At 55.8% G+C, this 15381-nt stretch carries 16 protein-coding genes and 1 pseudogene; 14 read left to right on the top strand and 3 right to left on the bottom strand.

Annotated elements, in window-relative coordinates; genetic code table 11:
- From plsX to EF096_RS11735, 11 genes are all read left to right on the top strand, one after another.
- Positions 1–1011, top strand: a complete 1011-nt coding sequence (gene plsX, locus EF096_RS11785) for a phosphate acyltransferase PlsX (RefSeq protein ID WP_123889832.1) — start codon at positions 1–3, stop codon at positions 1009–1011.
- Positions 1012–1107: 96 nt separating this feature from the next.
- A complete protein-coding gene (gene fabD, locus EF096_RS11780) occupies positions 1108–2046 on the top strand; it encodes an ACP S-malonyltransferase (protein ID WP_123889831.1) in 939 nt (312 codons plus the stop codon).
- A 10-nt stretch (positions 2047–2056) separates the two neighbouring features.
- Positions 2057–2800, top strand: coding sequence for a 3-oxoacyl-ACP reductase FabG (fabG, locus tag EF096_RS11775; RefSeq protein ID WP_123889830.1), 744 nt, complete (start codon positions 2057–2059; stop codon positions 2798–2800).
- A 178-nt stretch (positions 2801–2978) separates the two neighbouring features.
- Positions 2979–3215 (top strand): acyl carrier protein, encoded by a 237-nt coding sequence (gene acpP, locus EF096_RS11770; protein ID WP_092284417.1) that lies wholly within the window; start codon positions 2979–2981, stop codon positions 3213–3215.
- Between the two features lie 200 nt (positions 3216–3415).
- Positions 3416–4657 carry a beta-ketoacyl-ACP synthase II gene (fabF, locus tag EF096_RS11765; RefSeq protein WP_123889829.1) on the top strand — a complete coding sequence of 414 codons (1242 nt, stop codon included), beginning with the start codon at positions 3416–3418 and terminating at the stop codon, positions 4655–4657.
- Entirely contained in the window at positions 4654–5499 is an 846-nt protein-coding gene (gene pabC, locus EF096_RS11760) for an aminodeoxychorismate lyase (protein WP_235869727.1), read from the top strand. The genes fabF and pabC overlap by 4 nt, the downstream gene beginning before the upstream one ends.
- A 2-nt stretch (positions 5500–5501) precedes the next feature.
- Positions 5502–6578: an endolytic transglycosylase MltG gene (gene mltG, locus EF096_RS11755; RefSeq protein ID WP_123889900.1), complete on the top strand. Its 1077-nt coding sequence runs from the start codon at positions 5502–5504 to the stop codon at positions 6576–6578.
- Complete coding sequence (gene tmk / locus EF096_RS11750; RefSeq protein ID WP_123889828.1) at positions 6575–7207, top strand: dTMP kinase; 633 nt, start codon at positions 6575–6577, stop codon at positions 7205–7207. Before mltG ends, tmk begins: the two co-directional genes overlap by 4 nt.
- Complete coding sequence (locus tag EF096_RS11745; RefSeq protein WP_123889827.1) at positions 7200–8195, top strand: DNA polymerase III subunit delta'; 996 nt, start codon at positions 7200–7202, stop codon at positions 8193–8195. The genes tmk and EF096_RS11745 overlap by 8 nt, the downstream gene beginning before the upstream one ends.
- Positions 8196–8233: 38 nt before the next feature.
- Positions 8234–8590 carry a PilZ domain-containing protein gene (locus tag EF096_RS11740; RefSeq protein WP_123889826.1) on the top strand — a complete coding sequence of 119 codons (357 nt, stop codon included), beginning with the start codon at positions 8234–8236 and terminating at the stop codon, positions 8588–8590.
- A 3-nt stretch (positions 8591–8593) separates the two neighbouring features.
- Positions 8594–9373, top strand: coding sequence for a TatD family hydrolase (locus EF096_RS11735; protein WP_123889825.1), 780 nt, complete (start codon positions 8594–8596; stop codon positions 9371–9373).
- Between the two features lie 234 nt (positions 9374–9607).
- Here EF096_RS11735 and EF096_RS11730 read toward each other — a convergent pair whose 3' ends face one another.
- Positions 9608–10774, bottom strand: coding sequence for an aminotransferase class V-fold PLP-dependent enzyme (locus EF096_RS11730; protein WP_123889824.1), 1167 nt, complete (start codon positions 10772–10774; stop codon positions 9608–9610).
- A 256-nt stretch (positions 10775–11030) separates the two neighbouring features.
- Between EF096_RS11730 and EF096_RS11725 the strand changes: the two genes are divergently transcribed.
- Together EF096_RS11725 and EF096_RS11720 are read left to right on the top strand one after the other, a co-directional pair.
- Positions 11031–11693 carry a TetR/AcrR family transcriptional regulator gene (locus tag EF096_RS11725; protein ID WP_123889823.1) on the top strand — a complete coding sequence of 221 codons (663 nt, stop codon included), beginning with the start codon at positions 11031–11033 and terminating at the stop codon, positions 11691–11693.
- 118 nt (positions 11694–11811) lie between these two features.
- Positions 11812–12792: an amidohydrolase family protein gene (locus EF096_RS11720; protein ID WP_123889899.1), complete on the top strand. Its 981-nt coding sequence runs from the start codon at positions 11812–11814 to the stop codon at positions 12790–12792.
- Between the two features lie 31 nt (positions 12793–12823).
- Here EF096_RS11720 and EF096_RS11715 read toward each other — a convergent pair whose 3' ends face one another.
- Positions 12824–14479 carry a carboxylesterase/lipase family protein gene (locus EF096_RS11715; RefSeq protein ID WP_158611272.1) on the bottom strand — a complete coding sequence of 552 codons (1656 nt, stop codon included), beginning with the start codon at positions 14477–14479 and terminating at the stop codon, positions 12824–12826.
- A 276-nt stretch (positions 14480–14755) separates the two neighbouring features.
- Between EF096_RS11715 and EF096_RS11710 the strand changes: the two are divergent.
- A pseudogene (locus EF096_RS11710) lies at positions 14756–14881 on the top strand (radical SAM protein); the annotation flags it as partial.
- Positions 14882–15080: 199 nt separating this feature from the next.
- On the opposite strand, the gene EF096_RS20995 reads toward EF096_RS11710, so the two are convergent.
- A complete protein-coding gene (locus tag EF096_RS20995; RefSeq protein WP_123889898.1) occupies positions 15081–15218 on the bottom strand; it encodes a carbon storage regulator in 138 nt (45 codons plus the stop codon).
- Between the last annotated feature and the right edge of the window lie 163 nt (positions 15219–15381).

Raw genomic sequence — 15381 nt, 5'->3', positions numbered from 1 at the left:
TTGTCCACGTCAATCCGTCTCGCGATTGATGTGATGGGCGGGGACTTCGGTCCCCGTTGCATTATCCCCGCTGCAATCCGTAGTCTCGCGCTATTTCCCTCGCTGCATCTTATTCTTGTCGGTTCTGCGGATATTATTACGCCGCTGCTTGCTGCTGCCCGCTATTCGGCTGACCGAGTTACTGTGGTTCCGGCCTCTGAGCAGGTGCTGGCGGATGATCTGCCTGCGCAGTTATTGCGAGGCAAGCCTGATGCCTCAATGCGCGTCGCGCTGGAGCTGGTGCGTGACGGGCAGGCTGATGGTTGTCTCAGTGCCGGCAATACCGGTGCGCTGATGGTGTTGGCTCGCTCTGTGCTCGGTATGCTCGAAGGCGTGCAGCGGCCGGCGATTATGGCTGCCTTGCCGGTAGCAGGGCATGATTGCCATGTGCTCGACCTGGGGGCCAATGTGGATTGCTCAGCAGAGCAGTTGTTTGAATTTGCATTGATGGGATCGGCGGCGGCGGCCGAGTTGACCGGCAATCCTAATCCGCGGGTTGGGTTATTGAATATCGGCCAGGAGGTCAACAAAGGTGCGCGTGAAGTGCGCGCTGTTGCAGTCTTGTTGGCAGCCAGTGAGCAGCTCAATTATGTTGGGCATGTCGAAGGCGATGGTTTGTTTCGTGGTGAAGCGGACGTAGTGGTTTGCGATGGGTTTGTGGGCAATGTCTTGCTCAAGGCTAGCGAAGGCGTAGCAGGCTACCTGCAGGCGGAAATGCGCGATGCCATTGAGGCTAGCCGGTTGTTGCGCTGGGTTTCGCCGTGGGTGAGACGGTCGCTCAGTGCTATGCGTCAGCGCAACGATCCTAGTCGGCATAACGGCGCCAGTTTGCTGGGTCTGCGTGGCGTGGTAATCAAAAGTCATGGTGGTGCGGGTGAGCAGGCCATGCTGGCCGCTATCGGTAGGGCGGTCAAAGCCTGTGAGGCCGATTTGCCCGCGCGTATCGCCCAGCGGCTGCAGGGGGCGCGTTGAGTGCCTGTGACCTGGTCGCCCCTTGGTGCATCCAAACTGCATTGTCACACTCATGTGTCTAGACTCTCCTCATTCATTGGATAACAGGAAAACGGTATGACTAACTCCCTTGGCTTTGTCTTTCCCGGGCAGGGTTCGCAAGCGGTCGGCATGCTCGGCGAGCTAGCCGAGCAGCACGCAGTCATCAAGGAAACCTTCGCTGAGGCGTCTGATGCCCTTGGTTATGATCTTTGGGCGCTAAGTCAGAATGGTCCGGAAGCTGACTTGAATCGTACTGATCGTACCCAGCCCGCCATCCTGACTGCCTCGGTGGCGCTATGGCGTCTGTGGTGTCAAAGCAGCTCTGTACGTCCCGCCTTCGTTGCCGGGCACAGCCTGGGTGAATACTCGGCGCTGGTTGCGGCAGAGGTGCTTTCCTTCGCGGATGCGGTTCGTCTGGTAGAGCGTCGTGGTCAGTTGATGCAGCAGGCTGTGCCTGAAGGTCAGGGCGCGATGGCTGCTATCTTGGGGCTTGGGGATGAGCAGATCATCGAGCTTTGTGCTGCGGCTTCCCAGGGGCAGGTGGTGAGTGCGGTTAATTTTAACGCGCCTGGTCAGGTCGTTATTGCCGGTGAGACTGACGCCGTGGCGCGTGCAATTGACGCCTGTAAAGATGCTGGTGCCAAGCGCGCTATCGCGTTACCGGTCAGTGTTCCCTCGCATTGCGCCCTGATGCAGCCTGCTGCAGAACAGTTGTCGGTCGATTTTGCTGCGCTGCAGTGGCAGAAGCCAGGTATTACCCTGGTGCAGAATGTGACTGCGCGTCCGGCTGCTGATGTTGCGGACTTGCGCCAGCTGTTGGTTGAGCAGCTTTACAGTCCAGTGCGCTGGGTCGAGTCCGTAATTTACATGGCCGAGCAGGGTGTCACCGACTTGGTTGAGTGCGGCCCGGGTAAAGTGCTTGGTGGATTGAACAAACGCTGCAGCAAGGCGGTCAATAATCACAGTTTGGATAGCGTCGCGAGCTTCGCTGCGTTTAGCGAACAATTCGCATAAGGAATTCAATATGAGTCTTGAAGGAAAAGTTGCGCTGGTTACCGGTGCAAGTCGTGGTATTGGTCAGGCGATCGCCCATGCTCTCGCCGCCCAGGGCGCGATTGTCGTTGGCACTGCTACCAGTGATCAGGGCGCGCAGGCGATTGCCGACAAGCTCGCCGAGGCGGGCTACAAGGGTACCGGTATGAAGCTTGATGTGCGCGATGCCGACTCAGTAGCAGCTGTGCTTTCAGCCATTACCGAGACCTACGGTGCGCCGGCGATTCTGGTCAATAATGCTGGCATCACCGCCGATAATCTGTTGATGCGCATGAAAGAGAACGAATGGGATGATGTGCTCAACACCAACCTCGGGTCGGTTTACCGTTTGTCCAAGGCAGTGCTGCGAGGCATGACCAAGGGCCGTTGGGGGCGTATCATCAACATCAGTTCTGTGGTGGGTGGTATGGGTAATGCTGGTCAATCCAACTATGCTGCAGCCAAGGCTGGCATGGAAGGTTTCACCCGTGCGCTGGCACGAGAAGTGGGCTCGCGTGCCATTACTGTGAACGCGGTAGCACCGGGTTTTATTGACACAGACATGACGCGTGCGCTTAATGACACCCAGCGTGACGTGATGCTGGAGCAGATTCCGCTAGGCCGTTTGGGTCAGGCCGAGGAAATTGCTGCTGCTGTAGGGTTTCTTGCCAGTGAGTCTGCTGGCTACATTACCGGGGCAACTTTGCCGGTCAATGGCGGTATGTACATGAGCTGAGGTGTTTTTTTACCTGAGCTACAATGATGTTTTTGCATGATTTTTTGCTGGGTACAGGCTCCAAAGGCTTGGCACCCGTTACGATAGAAGCGATTGACGCTTGAAACCAAGCGATTTGTTTCTATAAACTACCCGCAGTCCGGCTTCTCGGAACTGCACATAGGAGTGAGAACAAGGTATGAGTACCATTGAAGAACGCGTCAAGAAAATCGTAGCCGAACAGCTCGGCGTCAAAGAAGAAGAAGTGACCAACAGCGCTTCTTTTGTTGAAGATCTTGGCGCTGATTCCCTGGACACCGTGGAGCTGGTTATGGCTCTCGAAGAAGAATTCGAGACTGAGATTCCGGATGAAGAAGCCGAGAAGATCACCACCGTCCAGGAAGCAATCAACTACGTGAACTCGAACCAGAAGTAATCACGAAGTCTGCCGAAAGGTCGAAAAAAGCCGCAGTGCTCTCAAGTATCTGCGGCTTTTTTGTATGTCCGAATTATGGTGATACGCAGCCTTTAGCTTAGCTTCTTGCTGCTCGGCGCGTTTGCACCGACAATATGGCAGGTTCGCGGCAGGGGGTTGCCCTTGCTCGTTGCTATAGAGAGTTGAATAAGGAGTTCGCTGTGTCGCGCAGACGCGTCGTGGTAACCGGTCTGGGTATGTTGTCGCCGTTGGGCAATACGGTTGAAAGCAGCTGGCAGGCCGCCTTGGCAGGCAAGAGTGGGATTGCCACTATTGAGCATATGGATGTCAGTGCTTTTAATACGCGCATTGGCGGATCCATACGTGATTTTGACGTCGAGCTTTATATGGCGGCGAAAGAAGCGCGCAAGCTTGACCTGTTCATTCAGTACGGCTTGGCAGCCTGTGCGCAATCGATCAAGGACTCCGGTATAGAGATTACCGATGAGAACCGGGATCGTATTGGTGTGGTCATGGGCTCTGGTATCGGTGGTCTCACCAATATCGAGAAGAACTGTGAGCAATTGCTCAATAGTGGTCCTCGCCGCATATCTCCTTTCTTTGTGCCGGGGTCGATCATCAATATGGTTGCCGGCTATCTGTCCATCCAATATGGTCTGCAAGGGCCCAACTATGCGATGACGACCGCCTGCACCACTGGCACACACAGCATCGGCATGGCGGCGCGTAACATTGCCTATGGCGAGGCCGATATGATGGTGGCGGGTGGTTCGGAAATGGCCACCAGTGGACTTGGCTTGGGCGGCTTTAGTGCTGCGCGCGCCATGACGACCCGTAATGATGATCCGCAAGCGGCCAGCCGCCCCTGGGATCGCGAGCGTGACGGCTTTGTCCTGTCTGATGGTGCCGGTGCCATGGTGCTCGAAGAGTACGAGCACGCGAAGGCGCGTGGCGCCAATATCTATGCCGAGCTGGTTGGGTTTGGCATGAGTGGCGACGCGTACCATATGACGGCACCGCCAGAAGACGGTCGCGGTGGCGCCAAGTGCATGGCTAATGCGTTGAAGGATGCCGGCATCAATCCCGATGAGGTTGACTACATCAATGCGCATGGCACCTCTACCTCTGCGGGCGACTTAGCTGAGACACGTGCAGTAAAAAGCGTGTTTGGCGAACACGCCTACAAGCTGGCTATCAGTTCGACCAAGTCGATGACGGGCCACCTGTTAGGCGCAGCCGGCGCGGTTGAGGCGGTTTTCAGCGTGCTGGCGTTGCGTGATCAGGTTGCTCCTCCGACGATTAACCTTGATAACCCGGATGAGGGCTGTGATCTCGACTACGTTGCGCATAGTGCGCAACAGCGGCCTCTCAATGTCACGCTATCCAATTCGTTTGGCTTTGGTGGTACCAACGGAAGTCTGGTCTTTCGCCGCTGCGAATGAGCACAGACGCCGCCATGTCCGGGCCTGTCACGCTCACTCTGTTAAACGGTCAGGAGACTGATTGTTTGCCGCTGAGTGATCGTGGCCTGGCCTATGGCGATGGTCTGTTTGAGACTATTCGGGTGGTAGGTGGTAGCGCACCTTTGTGGTCGCGCCACCTGCAACGTCTGGAGCGTGGCTGCCGTACTCTGCGTCTGACCTTGCCCGCTGAGCAACTGGCTATCGACGTTGAGAGGCTGGCCCGGCGTCTAGGTGAAGGGCTGATCAAGCTGATTCTTACCCGAGGCAGCGGTAAGCGCGGTTATGCGATACCCGCAAACGCTGAAACGACTCGTATTCTCTTTGGCTCTAATGCTGCTGTATACCCGGCTGAGCATGCTGAACAGGGTGTTCGGCTGTTTGCCTGCGAAACGCGCTTGGGGCACCAGCCCTTATTGGCCGGTTTGAAGCACTTGAACCGCCTGGAGCAGGTGCTTGCGCGCAGTGAGTGGCAGTCCAGTGATTACGCAGAAGGCCTGGTGTGCGACCTGACGGGGCAGCCGATAGAGTGCACCATGAGCAATCTGTTTATGCGTATTGCTGGCGCTTGGGTGACGCCTGATCTTAGCCAGTGTGGTGTGCAGGGCGTGATGCGTGATCTGCTTATCGAGCGGGTGCAGCAAGAGGGTGGCTTTGTGCAGGTCCGGACAGTCGGTTATGACGAGTTGCTGAGTGCCGACGAAGTGATGTGCTGTAACAGTTTATTCGGAGTCTGGCCGGTGATTCAGTTGGGCGATCGGCATTGGCCGGTCGGTCCGTTCACCCGCCAGATGCAATCCTTGGCAAAACAGGTTTATTTGTGAAAATTTTTGGCAAAATCATCGCATTTCTTTTGGTTGTATCTACCTTGTTGGTCCTGGGTGGTGGTCTCTGGGGGTTCTTGACGCTGCAAACTGCCTTGCATCAGCCACTACAGCTGCAAGAACCAACTACGTTGGAAGTGCCTCCAGGTAGTACGCCCGCAGGTATATTTGCCAAGCTCGAGCGCGACCATGTGCTCGAAGACAGCGCCTGGTTGCGTCGTTACTGGCAATGGCAGATGGAAGGGGCTGTGCTGCATGTGGGTGAGTACGCACTGCAGCCGGAGATGACCGCTGCCGAGCTGCTGCACTTGCTGGAGCGAGGCGACGTGCTGCAGCGCCACCTGACGCTGGTCGAGGGTTGGAACTTTGCCCAGGTACGCAGTGCCCTGCGCCAGGCCGAGCGGCTGAAGCAGACGTTGCCGGAAGAGTGGAGCGATGCTCAGGTGATGGATGCGCTCGACCTGTCCGGTATTCATCCTGAGGGCCGTTTTTTCCCTGATACCTATCAGTACACCTTCGGTATGAGTGACCGTGATCTGCTATTGCGTGCTTACCAGCTTATGGAGCAGCAGCTGGCAGAAGCATGGGCAGAGCGGGCCAGTGATTTGCCCTTTGATACGCCCTACGAGGCGCTGATCATGGCGTCCATTGTCGAACGCGAAACCGGTGTGCCGAGTGAGCGTCCTGAAATCGCCGGCGTATTCACCCGTCGGATGAATATCGGCATGAAGCTGCAGACCGACCCTACTGTCATTTACGGCCTCGGCGCCGACTACAAGGGTAATATCAGGCGTCGGCATCTCACTCAGCCAACGCCCTACAACACTTATGTGATTGATGGTTTACCGCCAACCCCTATTGCCATGCCTGGTCGTGAAGCACTGCAGGCAGCGGTTAATCCCAAGCCAGGCAAGAGCCTCTACTTTGTTGCCAAAGGCGACGGCTCCCATGTGTTCTCTAACAGTCTGGTCGAACACAACCGGGCGGTTCGCCAGTATCAGCTTAGCCGTCGCTCGGATTATCGGTCGTCGCCGGCTTCTACTCCGGCTGCAGCCGCAGGGCAGGACATAGCCCAATGAGCGGACTGTTCATCACGTTCGAAGGCCCCGAGGGCGCAGGCAAATCGACCAACTTGCGCTATCTGGCCGATTGTTTGCGAGCTGCTGGTTGCGACCCACTGCTGACGCGCGAGCCGGGCGGTACGCCGATCGCTGAGCAGATTCGTACCCTGTTGCTGGCCAATCACAGCGAGCAGATGAACAGTGACGCCGAGTTATTATTGATGTTTGCAGCGCGCGCGCAGCATCTCAACCAGGTTATCCGTCCGGCTCTAGCGCAAGGGCGGGTTGTTATTAGCGACCGTTTTACTGATGCAACCTACGCTTATCAGGGCGGCGGACGAGGTATCGATATGCAGCGCATTGCTGCACTGGAGACCTGGGTTCAGGGCGACTTGCGCCCCGATCTTACGCTGCTGTTCGATGTGCCGGTTGAGGTAGGCTTGGCCAGAGCAAAAGCGCGTAGCGCGCTGGATCGATTTGAGCAGGAGGAGCGCGCCTTCTTTGACGCTGTGCGAACGACCTACCTGGCCCGAGCTGCTGATGCGCCCGGGCGCTACCGGGTAATCGATGGCAGTGCTTCAATTGAGGGCGTTCAGGCCGAGCTGCAGCCGGCTATCAATTGGATACTGGAGCGCTGGCATGCTTGAGCCAGTCCGCAAGCCAGCGCCTTGGCACCAGCCTGGTTGGCAGCGTTTAACTGCGCAGCAGGACTTTGCCCATGCGTATCTTTTTACTGGACAGCCCGGTTGCGGTAAGCGACGTTTTGCCAGTGCCTTCGCAGCCTTTCTGATGTGTGATACGCCGGACGCGGGTGTTGCCTGTGACGCATGTCGCAGCTGCCAGTTGCGCTTGGCGGGTAGTCATCCCGACTTGTTGATGCTGGAACCAGAGGAAGAGGGTAAGGCAATCCGGGTGGATGCCGTACGCCAGTTGGTCGACTTCATCTCCCAGACGTCACAACAGGGCGGGCGAAAAGTGGTCGTGCTACAACCTGCTGAAGCGATGAATGTGAACGCGGCCAACGCATTGCTCAAGTCGCTGGAAGAACCATCGGCAGAAACCTATCTGCTATTGGTGAGCGATCAGCCCAGTCGGTTGTTACCCACTATTCGCAGTCGCTGTCGAGTGCAGCCGCTTAATCTGCCAGGTGCCGACGAAGCCGCGGCATGGTTAACCGAGCAATTGCCGGATCGCTCCACAGACGACTGCGCGTTGCTGCTGCAGATGGCGGGCGGAGCGCCCTTGCGTGCACTCTCGCTGGCGCAGGTAGATGCCCTCGCGCAGCGCGAGAAAGTGGTGGAGGGGATCAAAGCGCTGCTGAAAGGCCAGGCCGCTCCGTCCAAGCTTGCCGAGCAGTGGAACCCGGTGCCGATTGAGCTATTGCTCGACTGGTTTTGTGCCTGGACCCTGGACCTGCTTAAATTGCAGCAGCAGGCCAGCGATGCAGCTGTCAGCGCTGATATGGACAAGGTGCTGGGCTACATGGCGAAGAAGCTGGATGTGGCAAAGTTATTGGCTTGGCAGGACTGGCTCTTGGAGCATCGCCGACTCTTTGCCAGCAAAGCCAACCTGAATCGCGTACTCTTTCTGGAAAAGGCGTTGGTTCAGTGGAAAAACCTGCTGGAAAGACGTTAACCTGATAGTGGTAATACGCTTTTAACAAGGAAAGAGCGATGAACAATCCCAAGGCACCAGGCCCGCGCAACGGCATATTGTCTTTGACCATCAAGGACAAGTCGGTGCTGTATGCGGCTTACATGCCATTTGTAAAGCATGGCGGTCTGTTCATTCCGACCAACAAGAACTATCGCCTGGGTGATGAGGTCTTCATGCTGCTTAACCTGATGGAAGAACCGGAGAAGATTCCGGTCGCCGGCAAGGTTATCTGGGTCACCCCCAAGGGCGCGCAGGGCAACCGTGCTGCCGGTATTGGCGTGCAGTTCAGTGACCAGGACAACACCGCGCGCAGCAAGATCGAAACCTATCTTGCCGGCGCACTCAAATCCGACCGACCTACCCACACTATGTAATCCATGCTCATTGACTCGCATTGCCATCTAGACCGACTCGATCTCACACCCTATAACGGCTCGCTCGAAGCTGCGCTGGACGCCGCCCGCACGCGTGGCGTACGCAAGTTCCTGTGCATTGGCGTGGATGCAACCAACGCGCCTGTAGTCCAGGCGCTGGCAGATCAGCATGCGGATGTGTTCTGCAGTGTGGGTGTGCACCCGCTGGATCTAAAAGACAGCACCCAAACCGATCTTGACTGGTTGCTGACCGCGCTGGACCATCCGCGTACCGTGGCCATTGGTGAGACTGGGTTGGACTACCACTATGAGCCTGAGTTGGCCGAGCAACAGCAGGCGTCGTTTGCCGTCCATCTGCAGGCGGCGAAGGTTACGGGTAAGCCCGTTGTCATTCATACCCGCGCTGCCCGTGCGGATACGCTGACCCTCTTGCGTGAAGCCGATCTGCCGAATGCCGGCGTATTGCACTGTTTTACTGAAGATTGGGACATGGCCCGTGCGGCCCTGGATATGGGTTACTACATTTCGTTGTCGGGCATTGTGACCTTCCGTAATGCGGAAGCCTTGCGCGACGTGGCTCGACAGGTGCCAGCCGACCGTCTGCTGGTCGAAACCGACTCGCCTTATCTGGCGCCGATTCCGCATCGTGGCAAGCCAAATGAGCCTCAGTTCGTTTGTGAAGTGGCTGCTTTTTTGGCTGAGCTGCGCGGGGTGTCTGTCGATACGCTGTGGCAGCAAACGGGCGATAACTTTCATCGTCTGTTTCCGCTCACTACTGTCTAAAAGTACTCCTCTCAGGGACTTGTTGCTTCCAAAGCATAAAAAAAACCCGAATTCTGGGGGAAGAATTCGGGTTAAGACCATTAGGAGTGATACTGAGACAGGAGCTAACCTGTCAGCTCAGACAGGCACTTGGGGGAATGCCGTATCTGATAGTTTGAGTATTGTTTAAATCCCCCGGCTTTCCAGTATCCCCTCGTTTTTTTATAAACTGATTTGGAATACGTACGCCCCGCTTTATCGTGAACCGCTGTTATCCCCTTGTTGGCTGATTAGCAATTGCAGTTGGCTCACGGCTTGATCCAGGGTGTCTTCGGTCGTGTAAAAGTGGGGTGACCAGCGAATCCCGCCGCCACGCTGGGCGCAAATGATCCCCGATTGCATCAGTTCGCGGTGCAAGCGCGGGTGATCAACACCCTCAATGGCAAAGGTCACTATCCCTGCACGCCGCTCGGGTGCTTCTGGACTGAGCAGGCGAACGCCGGGAGTCTGCTGAAGGGCCGTTATCAGATAGGCCACGCGCTGCTGGAGCAGTGCGCCGACCCTGTCCATTCCTGTGTCCAGCAGCAGTTCAAGGCTTGCTGACAGCGCGTGCTGAGCGAGGGTGTTTGGACTACCCGCCTCAAAACGCCGCGCCGAGCTGGCGGGCTGCCATTGCTTTAGATCGTAGTTACCCATGGCCTCGACCATATGCCAACCGTGCTGGGTCAGCTGCAACTGGTCGCGAACGGATTCTCGGCAATAAAAAACGCCCAGGCCTTCAGGGCCCAGCAGCCACTTGTGGCCGTCTGCCATGGCAAAGTCACAGTCTATGCTTTGCACATCAAAGGGCAGGGCGCCGATGGTTTGAATAGCATCCACGCAAAACAGTATTTTTCGGGTGCGGCAGGCGGCGCCCAGCCGCTTCAGGTCCATCCGCAAGCCGCTGGCGTATTGCACCGAGCTGATCGTCAGCAGTCGCGTATTCTCATTCATAGCATCGATGAGCGCCTGCTCGGGATCGTCACCCTGCAGTGATATCTGACGCACGTTAACGCCGCGTGAACTCAAAGCCTCCCAGGGAATGCGGTTGGAAGGAAACTCCTGATCACTGGTGATTATCTCGTCGCCGGCTTGCCAGTTAATGCCTTGCGCAACGAAGGAAAGCGCCTCCGAGGTGTTCTTGACCAGCGCTATGTCATCCACAGAGGGCGCATTGACCAGCTGCTTTAGCTGTTGGCGCAGGTGTGTTTCCTGTTTGGCCCAGCGCGGATAGTCGCGTGCGCCCTGACGCGCGTTTTCCTGAGCGAAGCGGCTGACGGCGTCGGCTGCGCGCTTTGGCCAGGGAGCGACTGCGGCATGGTTCAGGTAGCAGATGTCAGGATCAAGCGGGAATTCGTGTTGCCAGTCATAGGGTGTTGTCATGCTGTCCTCCTTTGGCAGTCAGCATAGTGCTTGTGTTTTAAGCAGGCCACGGTGACTTGCCTATCTGGCGGAAAAAATAGTGACGTCTACATTTTCCCTAGTGATACCGGTACAACGCAGGCATGCAATATCTGCCTATCTTCAGACAAATTGCGACGCCTGCGAACCCATTAGTCAGCTTTTAATCAAATATGGGCATCTGGTCATCGGCTTGGCATAATGGGCAACACTTTTAGTTTTACTGTCAGGTGCCTCAATGCAGAAAGAATCACGTAAAGTCCGCGAGTTTCGTCGTCGGGAGCAGGAAATCCTGGATAGCGCCTTGCGTCTGTTTCTGGAGCAGGGGGAAGACAGTGTCACGGTTGAGATGATCGCTGACGAGGTGGGGATCGGTAAGGGGACCATCTACAAGCACTTTAAATCCAAAGCGGAAATCTATCTGCGGCTGATGCTTGATTATGAGCGTGATCTGGCAGAGTTGCTGCATTCCAAGGATATCGAACGTAATCAGGAAGCCTTGTCGCGCGAATATTTTGCGTTCCGTATGAGTGATCCGGAGCGTTATCGCCTGTTTGACCGGCTCGAAGAGAAAGTGGTCAAGGCCAATCAATTGCCTGTCATGGTCGAAGAGCTGCATGCCATTCGTGGTTCTAACTTTAATCACCTGACGGGTGTTATTCAGACCCGCATCGACGATGGCAAGCTGGAAGATGTGCCGGCCTACTTTCATTACTCCGCCGCGTGGGCGCTGGTACACGGTGCCATGGCCATGTATCACTCACCCTTCTGGAAAGACGTGATCAAGGACCAGGAAGCCTACATGCAGTTCTTGATGGATATCGGTGTGCGCATGGGTAATCGCTCCAAGCGCAAAAAGGAGTCAGAGATCGCTGATTCAGCATCCCAATCGGAAATTTGAGTTAACTGAACTCATGCAGAGGTGGGGTGGTCTATGAGGCAGGCCATAAAGGAGCTGACCTTTGATCTTATCGATCCCTTCACGTATTACCTGCGGTTTGCTGGCATGCTGTCTTTCCATGCCGCTGCTCGCGCGCGATTACGTTTACTCTGACGCGCACCTGCATTACGTCGATTTCTTCCAGGAAACCGAAGGTATGCAGGCGTTGCTGGACAAAATGGATGAAAGCGGCGTGGAGCACGTGATGCTCTCTGGTATTCCGGTTGCTAAAAAGTGGAGTGAGAACGAGCCCAAGCGTCCGCGCTATTATGCTGGCGATGATGGCAGCGCCTACTGGTTTAGCGCCACTGACCTGTTGGTGGCCGACGCCTACCAAAACTTGCCAACCGAGCAAAAAAGTCGGTTCCATCCGTTTCTGTCAGGTTTCAATCCAAACGATAAAAACTCCGACGCCCACATTCGGCGTATGTTGGCGCTTTATCCGGGGCTCTGGCAGGGCATTGGTGAAGTCTTCACCCGACACGATGATCTGACGGCACTGATTCATGGCGAACCACCGCGGGCCAATAGCGACGCTATGGATCGGGTCTATACGCTGGCTGCGGAATACGATCTGCCGGTGATGGTGCACAGCAATATTACCTCCCAGCGTGAGCGCAACCCGCTCTATCTGCAGGAAATAGAAGAACCACTGCGCAATCACCCGCGAGTGCGCTTTATTTGGGCGCATGCCGGGACCAGTATGGAAGTCCATCGCCACCAGACCAAGTTGGAGTTCCTGCTGCCTACGCTGCAGCGCATGCTCAAGGCTTATCCCAACCTGTATATCGATTTATCCTGGACCGTGCGCGAGCCCTACCTGGTTGATAGCGAGGGTAATCCCAATCCGGAGTGGGTGCAGTTGGTCGAGGATTATCCCGATCGCTTTATGTTGGGGTCCGACGTAGTAGGGCACTTTGATAGTGTCAGCAAGTACATGCATGGCTTTGATGTGTTTCTTGATGCCTTGCCGGAGGATGTTGCCCATAAGGTAGCGCGGGATAACTTTCTAGCGGTGCTGCCGCAGGAGCAGGAAGACCTGCCACAGCCCGTCGAGTAGCCGAGCTGTGGCAGGTGATCAGACTTCGTGTTTAGTTATCCAGCGGTGGGCTGGCCCAGTAGCTGCAGCGATGATAGCCGAGGAAGTTTAGTACCGAGCCGTCAGCGGTGGTCGGAGTATCCAGCGTGTTCACTATCCCTCCTGATGCCTGTGCCCAATTAGGGTCAACACCGTCGGTACTGTTGGGGTCTCCGTCTTTGGCAAACTGGCTCCAATAGCCAACCATCTGGCTAGCCAGTCTGTCCACATCTACTTCCGTGCCGGTGTAACGCGATCTCATCAGGCTCTCTGGGTAGAGCACATAAGGGATCTCACTCGCATGCGTAGCCCCCAACGGAAAGCTGGCGGAAGGCACCAGTGTCCAGGGCGCGTCTTCATCACGAAACCAATACTGATAGGTATTCATGTTGGCGGTAGAAAAGGTGCCAGCTTGTGCGTAGGCGTTGCAGGCAAAGTTGGAGTCAGTCCAGATGGCTGATAGTGCCAAAGACAGCTGGTTGGCACCAACTGGGGTATAGCCTAGGTAGTCTGTCGCTATTTGATCGGCATCCAGGCCTGAGCCAGCGAATAGGTCGGCTACGCGAGAACGGTATTCAGCCTCTCCCAGGGCGTCGAGCGAGCTTCCCTCGGTCAGCTCATCCAGGGCGACAAACAGGGTGCCTTCGTCCTGATTGCTGCCAATCATGATGTCCAGATCAGTATTGAAGTCGCCATCGTTCAGCGCTGTCTGGATGGTCCTGGGCAGCAAGTCTGTTGCCGCATCTGAATTCGGAATGACCTGCGAGCCCTGGACTGTCAGGAACTGGGTGGCAGGTAAGTCGCGAAGACAGTTTTCCGCTGTTTGACTGTTACCGCAGCCCAGCGAGGTTGCAACGTTCTGGCCGGCTGCTTGAGCGACTGCTTTGCTGGATTGAAAGGGAGCATAGGAACCGCTTTGCACAATGGCACGCTGGAACAGATTTTCAGCTTTGGCGCGCGGGGAGACGATATGGCTCATTACGCTGTGGCCGCCGGCAGACTCACCAAACACCGTAACATTGTCAGGATCGCCGCCAAACGCAGCAATGTTTGCTTTGATCCAGCGTAGTGCCTGTTGCTGGTCCATCAAACCAAAGTTGCCGCCGTCCGATGCGAGGCTGGGGTGCGCAAGAAAGCCCAGCAAGCCAAGACGGTAATTCAGGGTTACCACTATCACATCCTGTGCTACCAGCCTGGTTGGATCGTACTCGCCGCCGCCGTTACCAAATACAAAAGCGCCGCCATGAATCCAGACCATCACCGGCAAGTCTTCGCCTGATTCAGGTGTGTAGACGTTAAGGTAAAGGCAGTCCTCATTGCCCGCTACGCTGCTGGTAGCAAGGTCTACTTGCACACAGCTGCTACCGAACTCGGCGCTTAGCTGCAGTGTTTCATCGCGCTGCGCTAATGGTTCTGGAGGCGCAAAGCGCAATTCACCCACCGGTGGTTGGGCGTAGGGGATGCCACGGAATACGCGCATACCATTCATGGATATGCCTTTGAGGTCACCCTCAGTGGTGCTGACAGCGCTGACAGCGGCTTGTGCCGGGGCGTCATCGCTACCGCCACCACCGCCACTTAAGCAGCCCGCCAGGCTGATGGCGAGGAGGGCAGAGACAAGGGGTTTGAGCAGAAATCCGCGTCTGTGCGGGAGCGTGATATTTTTCATTATTGTTATTTCCGTTGCGCAGTGACTGTTATTTTTATTGAGCTTGTTTCCAAGTGGTGAGACATAATTCATATGTGTTCAGCCGCTGCGAGGACTATATGTGATGCGGTCGACAGATTCCAAACCCGTACAGGGGATTGGTTTTCTGATGTTATTTGCTTAAGCTTTCCGGTTTGATTGAGATTATGATCAAGCTGATGTCTTGGGTTTAACCCCCCTGCCTAGCAATCATTCAATGTCGGGCCCAGGCCCGCTAGTAACCAGTGGAGTGTCGCCATGCCCCCTGAACAGGATTTTCCTGTCAGCTATATCGAGCCCGTCTTTCGGCCGCCCAGTGAGGCGCATTCGCTAATTCTACCGGTAACCAATGGCTGTTCCTGGAACAAGTGCACCTTCTGCGATTAGTACTACCTTCATCTGATACTGAAAGGGTTCGTTTAGCATATTTCAAAGGCATTTATCTGATGACTAGACCCTGCGACCGCACCTTATAGTACGCCTGGAGTGGTACTAAACAACCGTTAAGGCTTGAGCAGGGTTTCAACCAAATCGGAATGTATTAAGTTCTGATTCGTCCATATTCGCTCCGATGCGACCCCACCTAGTCGTGCCTGATATCGATCCTGGCTTCAATGGCATCGCGCGCTGCGACTTCTTCACGTAGTACTTTGATGTTTTTTGGTGCATTCACCAATAGTTTACAGCGGCCGTTCTTGGTGGCGGCCACGGTGACTTTGATGTTATGGGTAAGCGGATTAAATGGTTGATCTTACCTTTGCATATTCCGGCCCATCGTGACCGCCCATTCCGTTTGAACGTGACCGCCTGTTCCGGGCTAACGTGACCGCTCATTCCGTTTTATCGTGACCGATTTTGGGTGATATCCCGGAATCACCGGTCAC

The organism is Pseudomonas neustonica (genome assembly GCF_003797945.1).
Lineage (GTDB): Bacteria > Pseudomonadota > Gammaproteobacteria > Pseudomonadales > Pseudomonadaceae > Halopseudomonas > Halopseudomonas neustonica.
This window is presented reverse-complemented; position numbering and strand designations above follow the sequence as displayed.

Excerpts from the sequence above, each read along its gene's own strand:
- EF096_RS11735 (WP_123889825.1), top strand. The coding sequence starts at position 8,594 with ATGCTCATTGACTCGCATTGCCATCTAGACCGACTCGATCTCACACCC.
- EF096_RS11725 (WP_123889823.1), top strand. The coding sequence starts at position 11,031 with ATGCAGAAAGAATCACGTAAAGTCCGCGAGTTTCGTCGTCGGGAGCAG.
- EF096_RS11715 (WP_158611272.1), bottom strand. The coding sequence starts at position 14,479 with ATGAAAAATATCACGCTCCCGCACAGACGCGGATTTCTGCTCAAACCC.
- EF096_RS11745 (WP_123889827.1), top strand. The coding sequence starts at position 7,200 with ATGCTTGAGCCAGTCCGCAAGCCAGCGCCTTGGCACCAGCCTGGTTGG.
- EF096_RS11730 (WP_123889824.1), bottom strand. The coding sequence starts at position 10,774 with ATGACAACACCCTATGACTGGCAACACGAATTCCCGCTTGATCCTGAC.
- EF096_RS11720 (WP_123889899.1), top strand. The coding sequence starts at position 11,812 with ATGCCGCTGCTCGCGCGCGATTACGTTTACTCTGACGCGCACCTGCAT.
- EF096_RS11740 (WP_123889826.1), top strand. The coding sequence starts at position 8,234 with ATGAACAATCCCAAGGCACCAGGCCCGCGCAACGGCATATTGTCTTTG.
- acpP (WP_092284417.1), top strand. The coding sequence starts at position 2,979 with ATGAGTACCATTGAAGAACGCGTCAAGAAAATCGTAGCCGAACAGCTC.
- fabD (WP_123889831.1), top strand. The coding sequence starts at position 1,108 with ATGACTAACTCCCTTGGCTTTGTCTTTCCCGGGCAGGGTTCGCAAGCG.
- tmk (WP_123889828.1), top strand. The coding sequence starts at position 6,575 with ATGAGCGGACTGTTCATCACGTTCGAAGGCCCCGAGGGCGCAGGCAAA.
- pabC (WP_235869727.1), top strand. The coding sequence starts at position 4,654 with ATGAGCACAGACGCCGCCATGTCCGGGCCTGTCACGCTCACTCTGTTA.
- fabG (WP_123889830.1), top strand. The coding sequence starts at position 2,057 with ATGAGTCTTGAAGGAAAAGTTGCGCTGGTTACCGGTGCAAGTCGTGGT.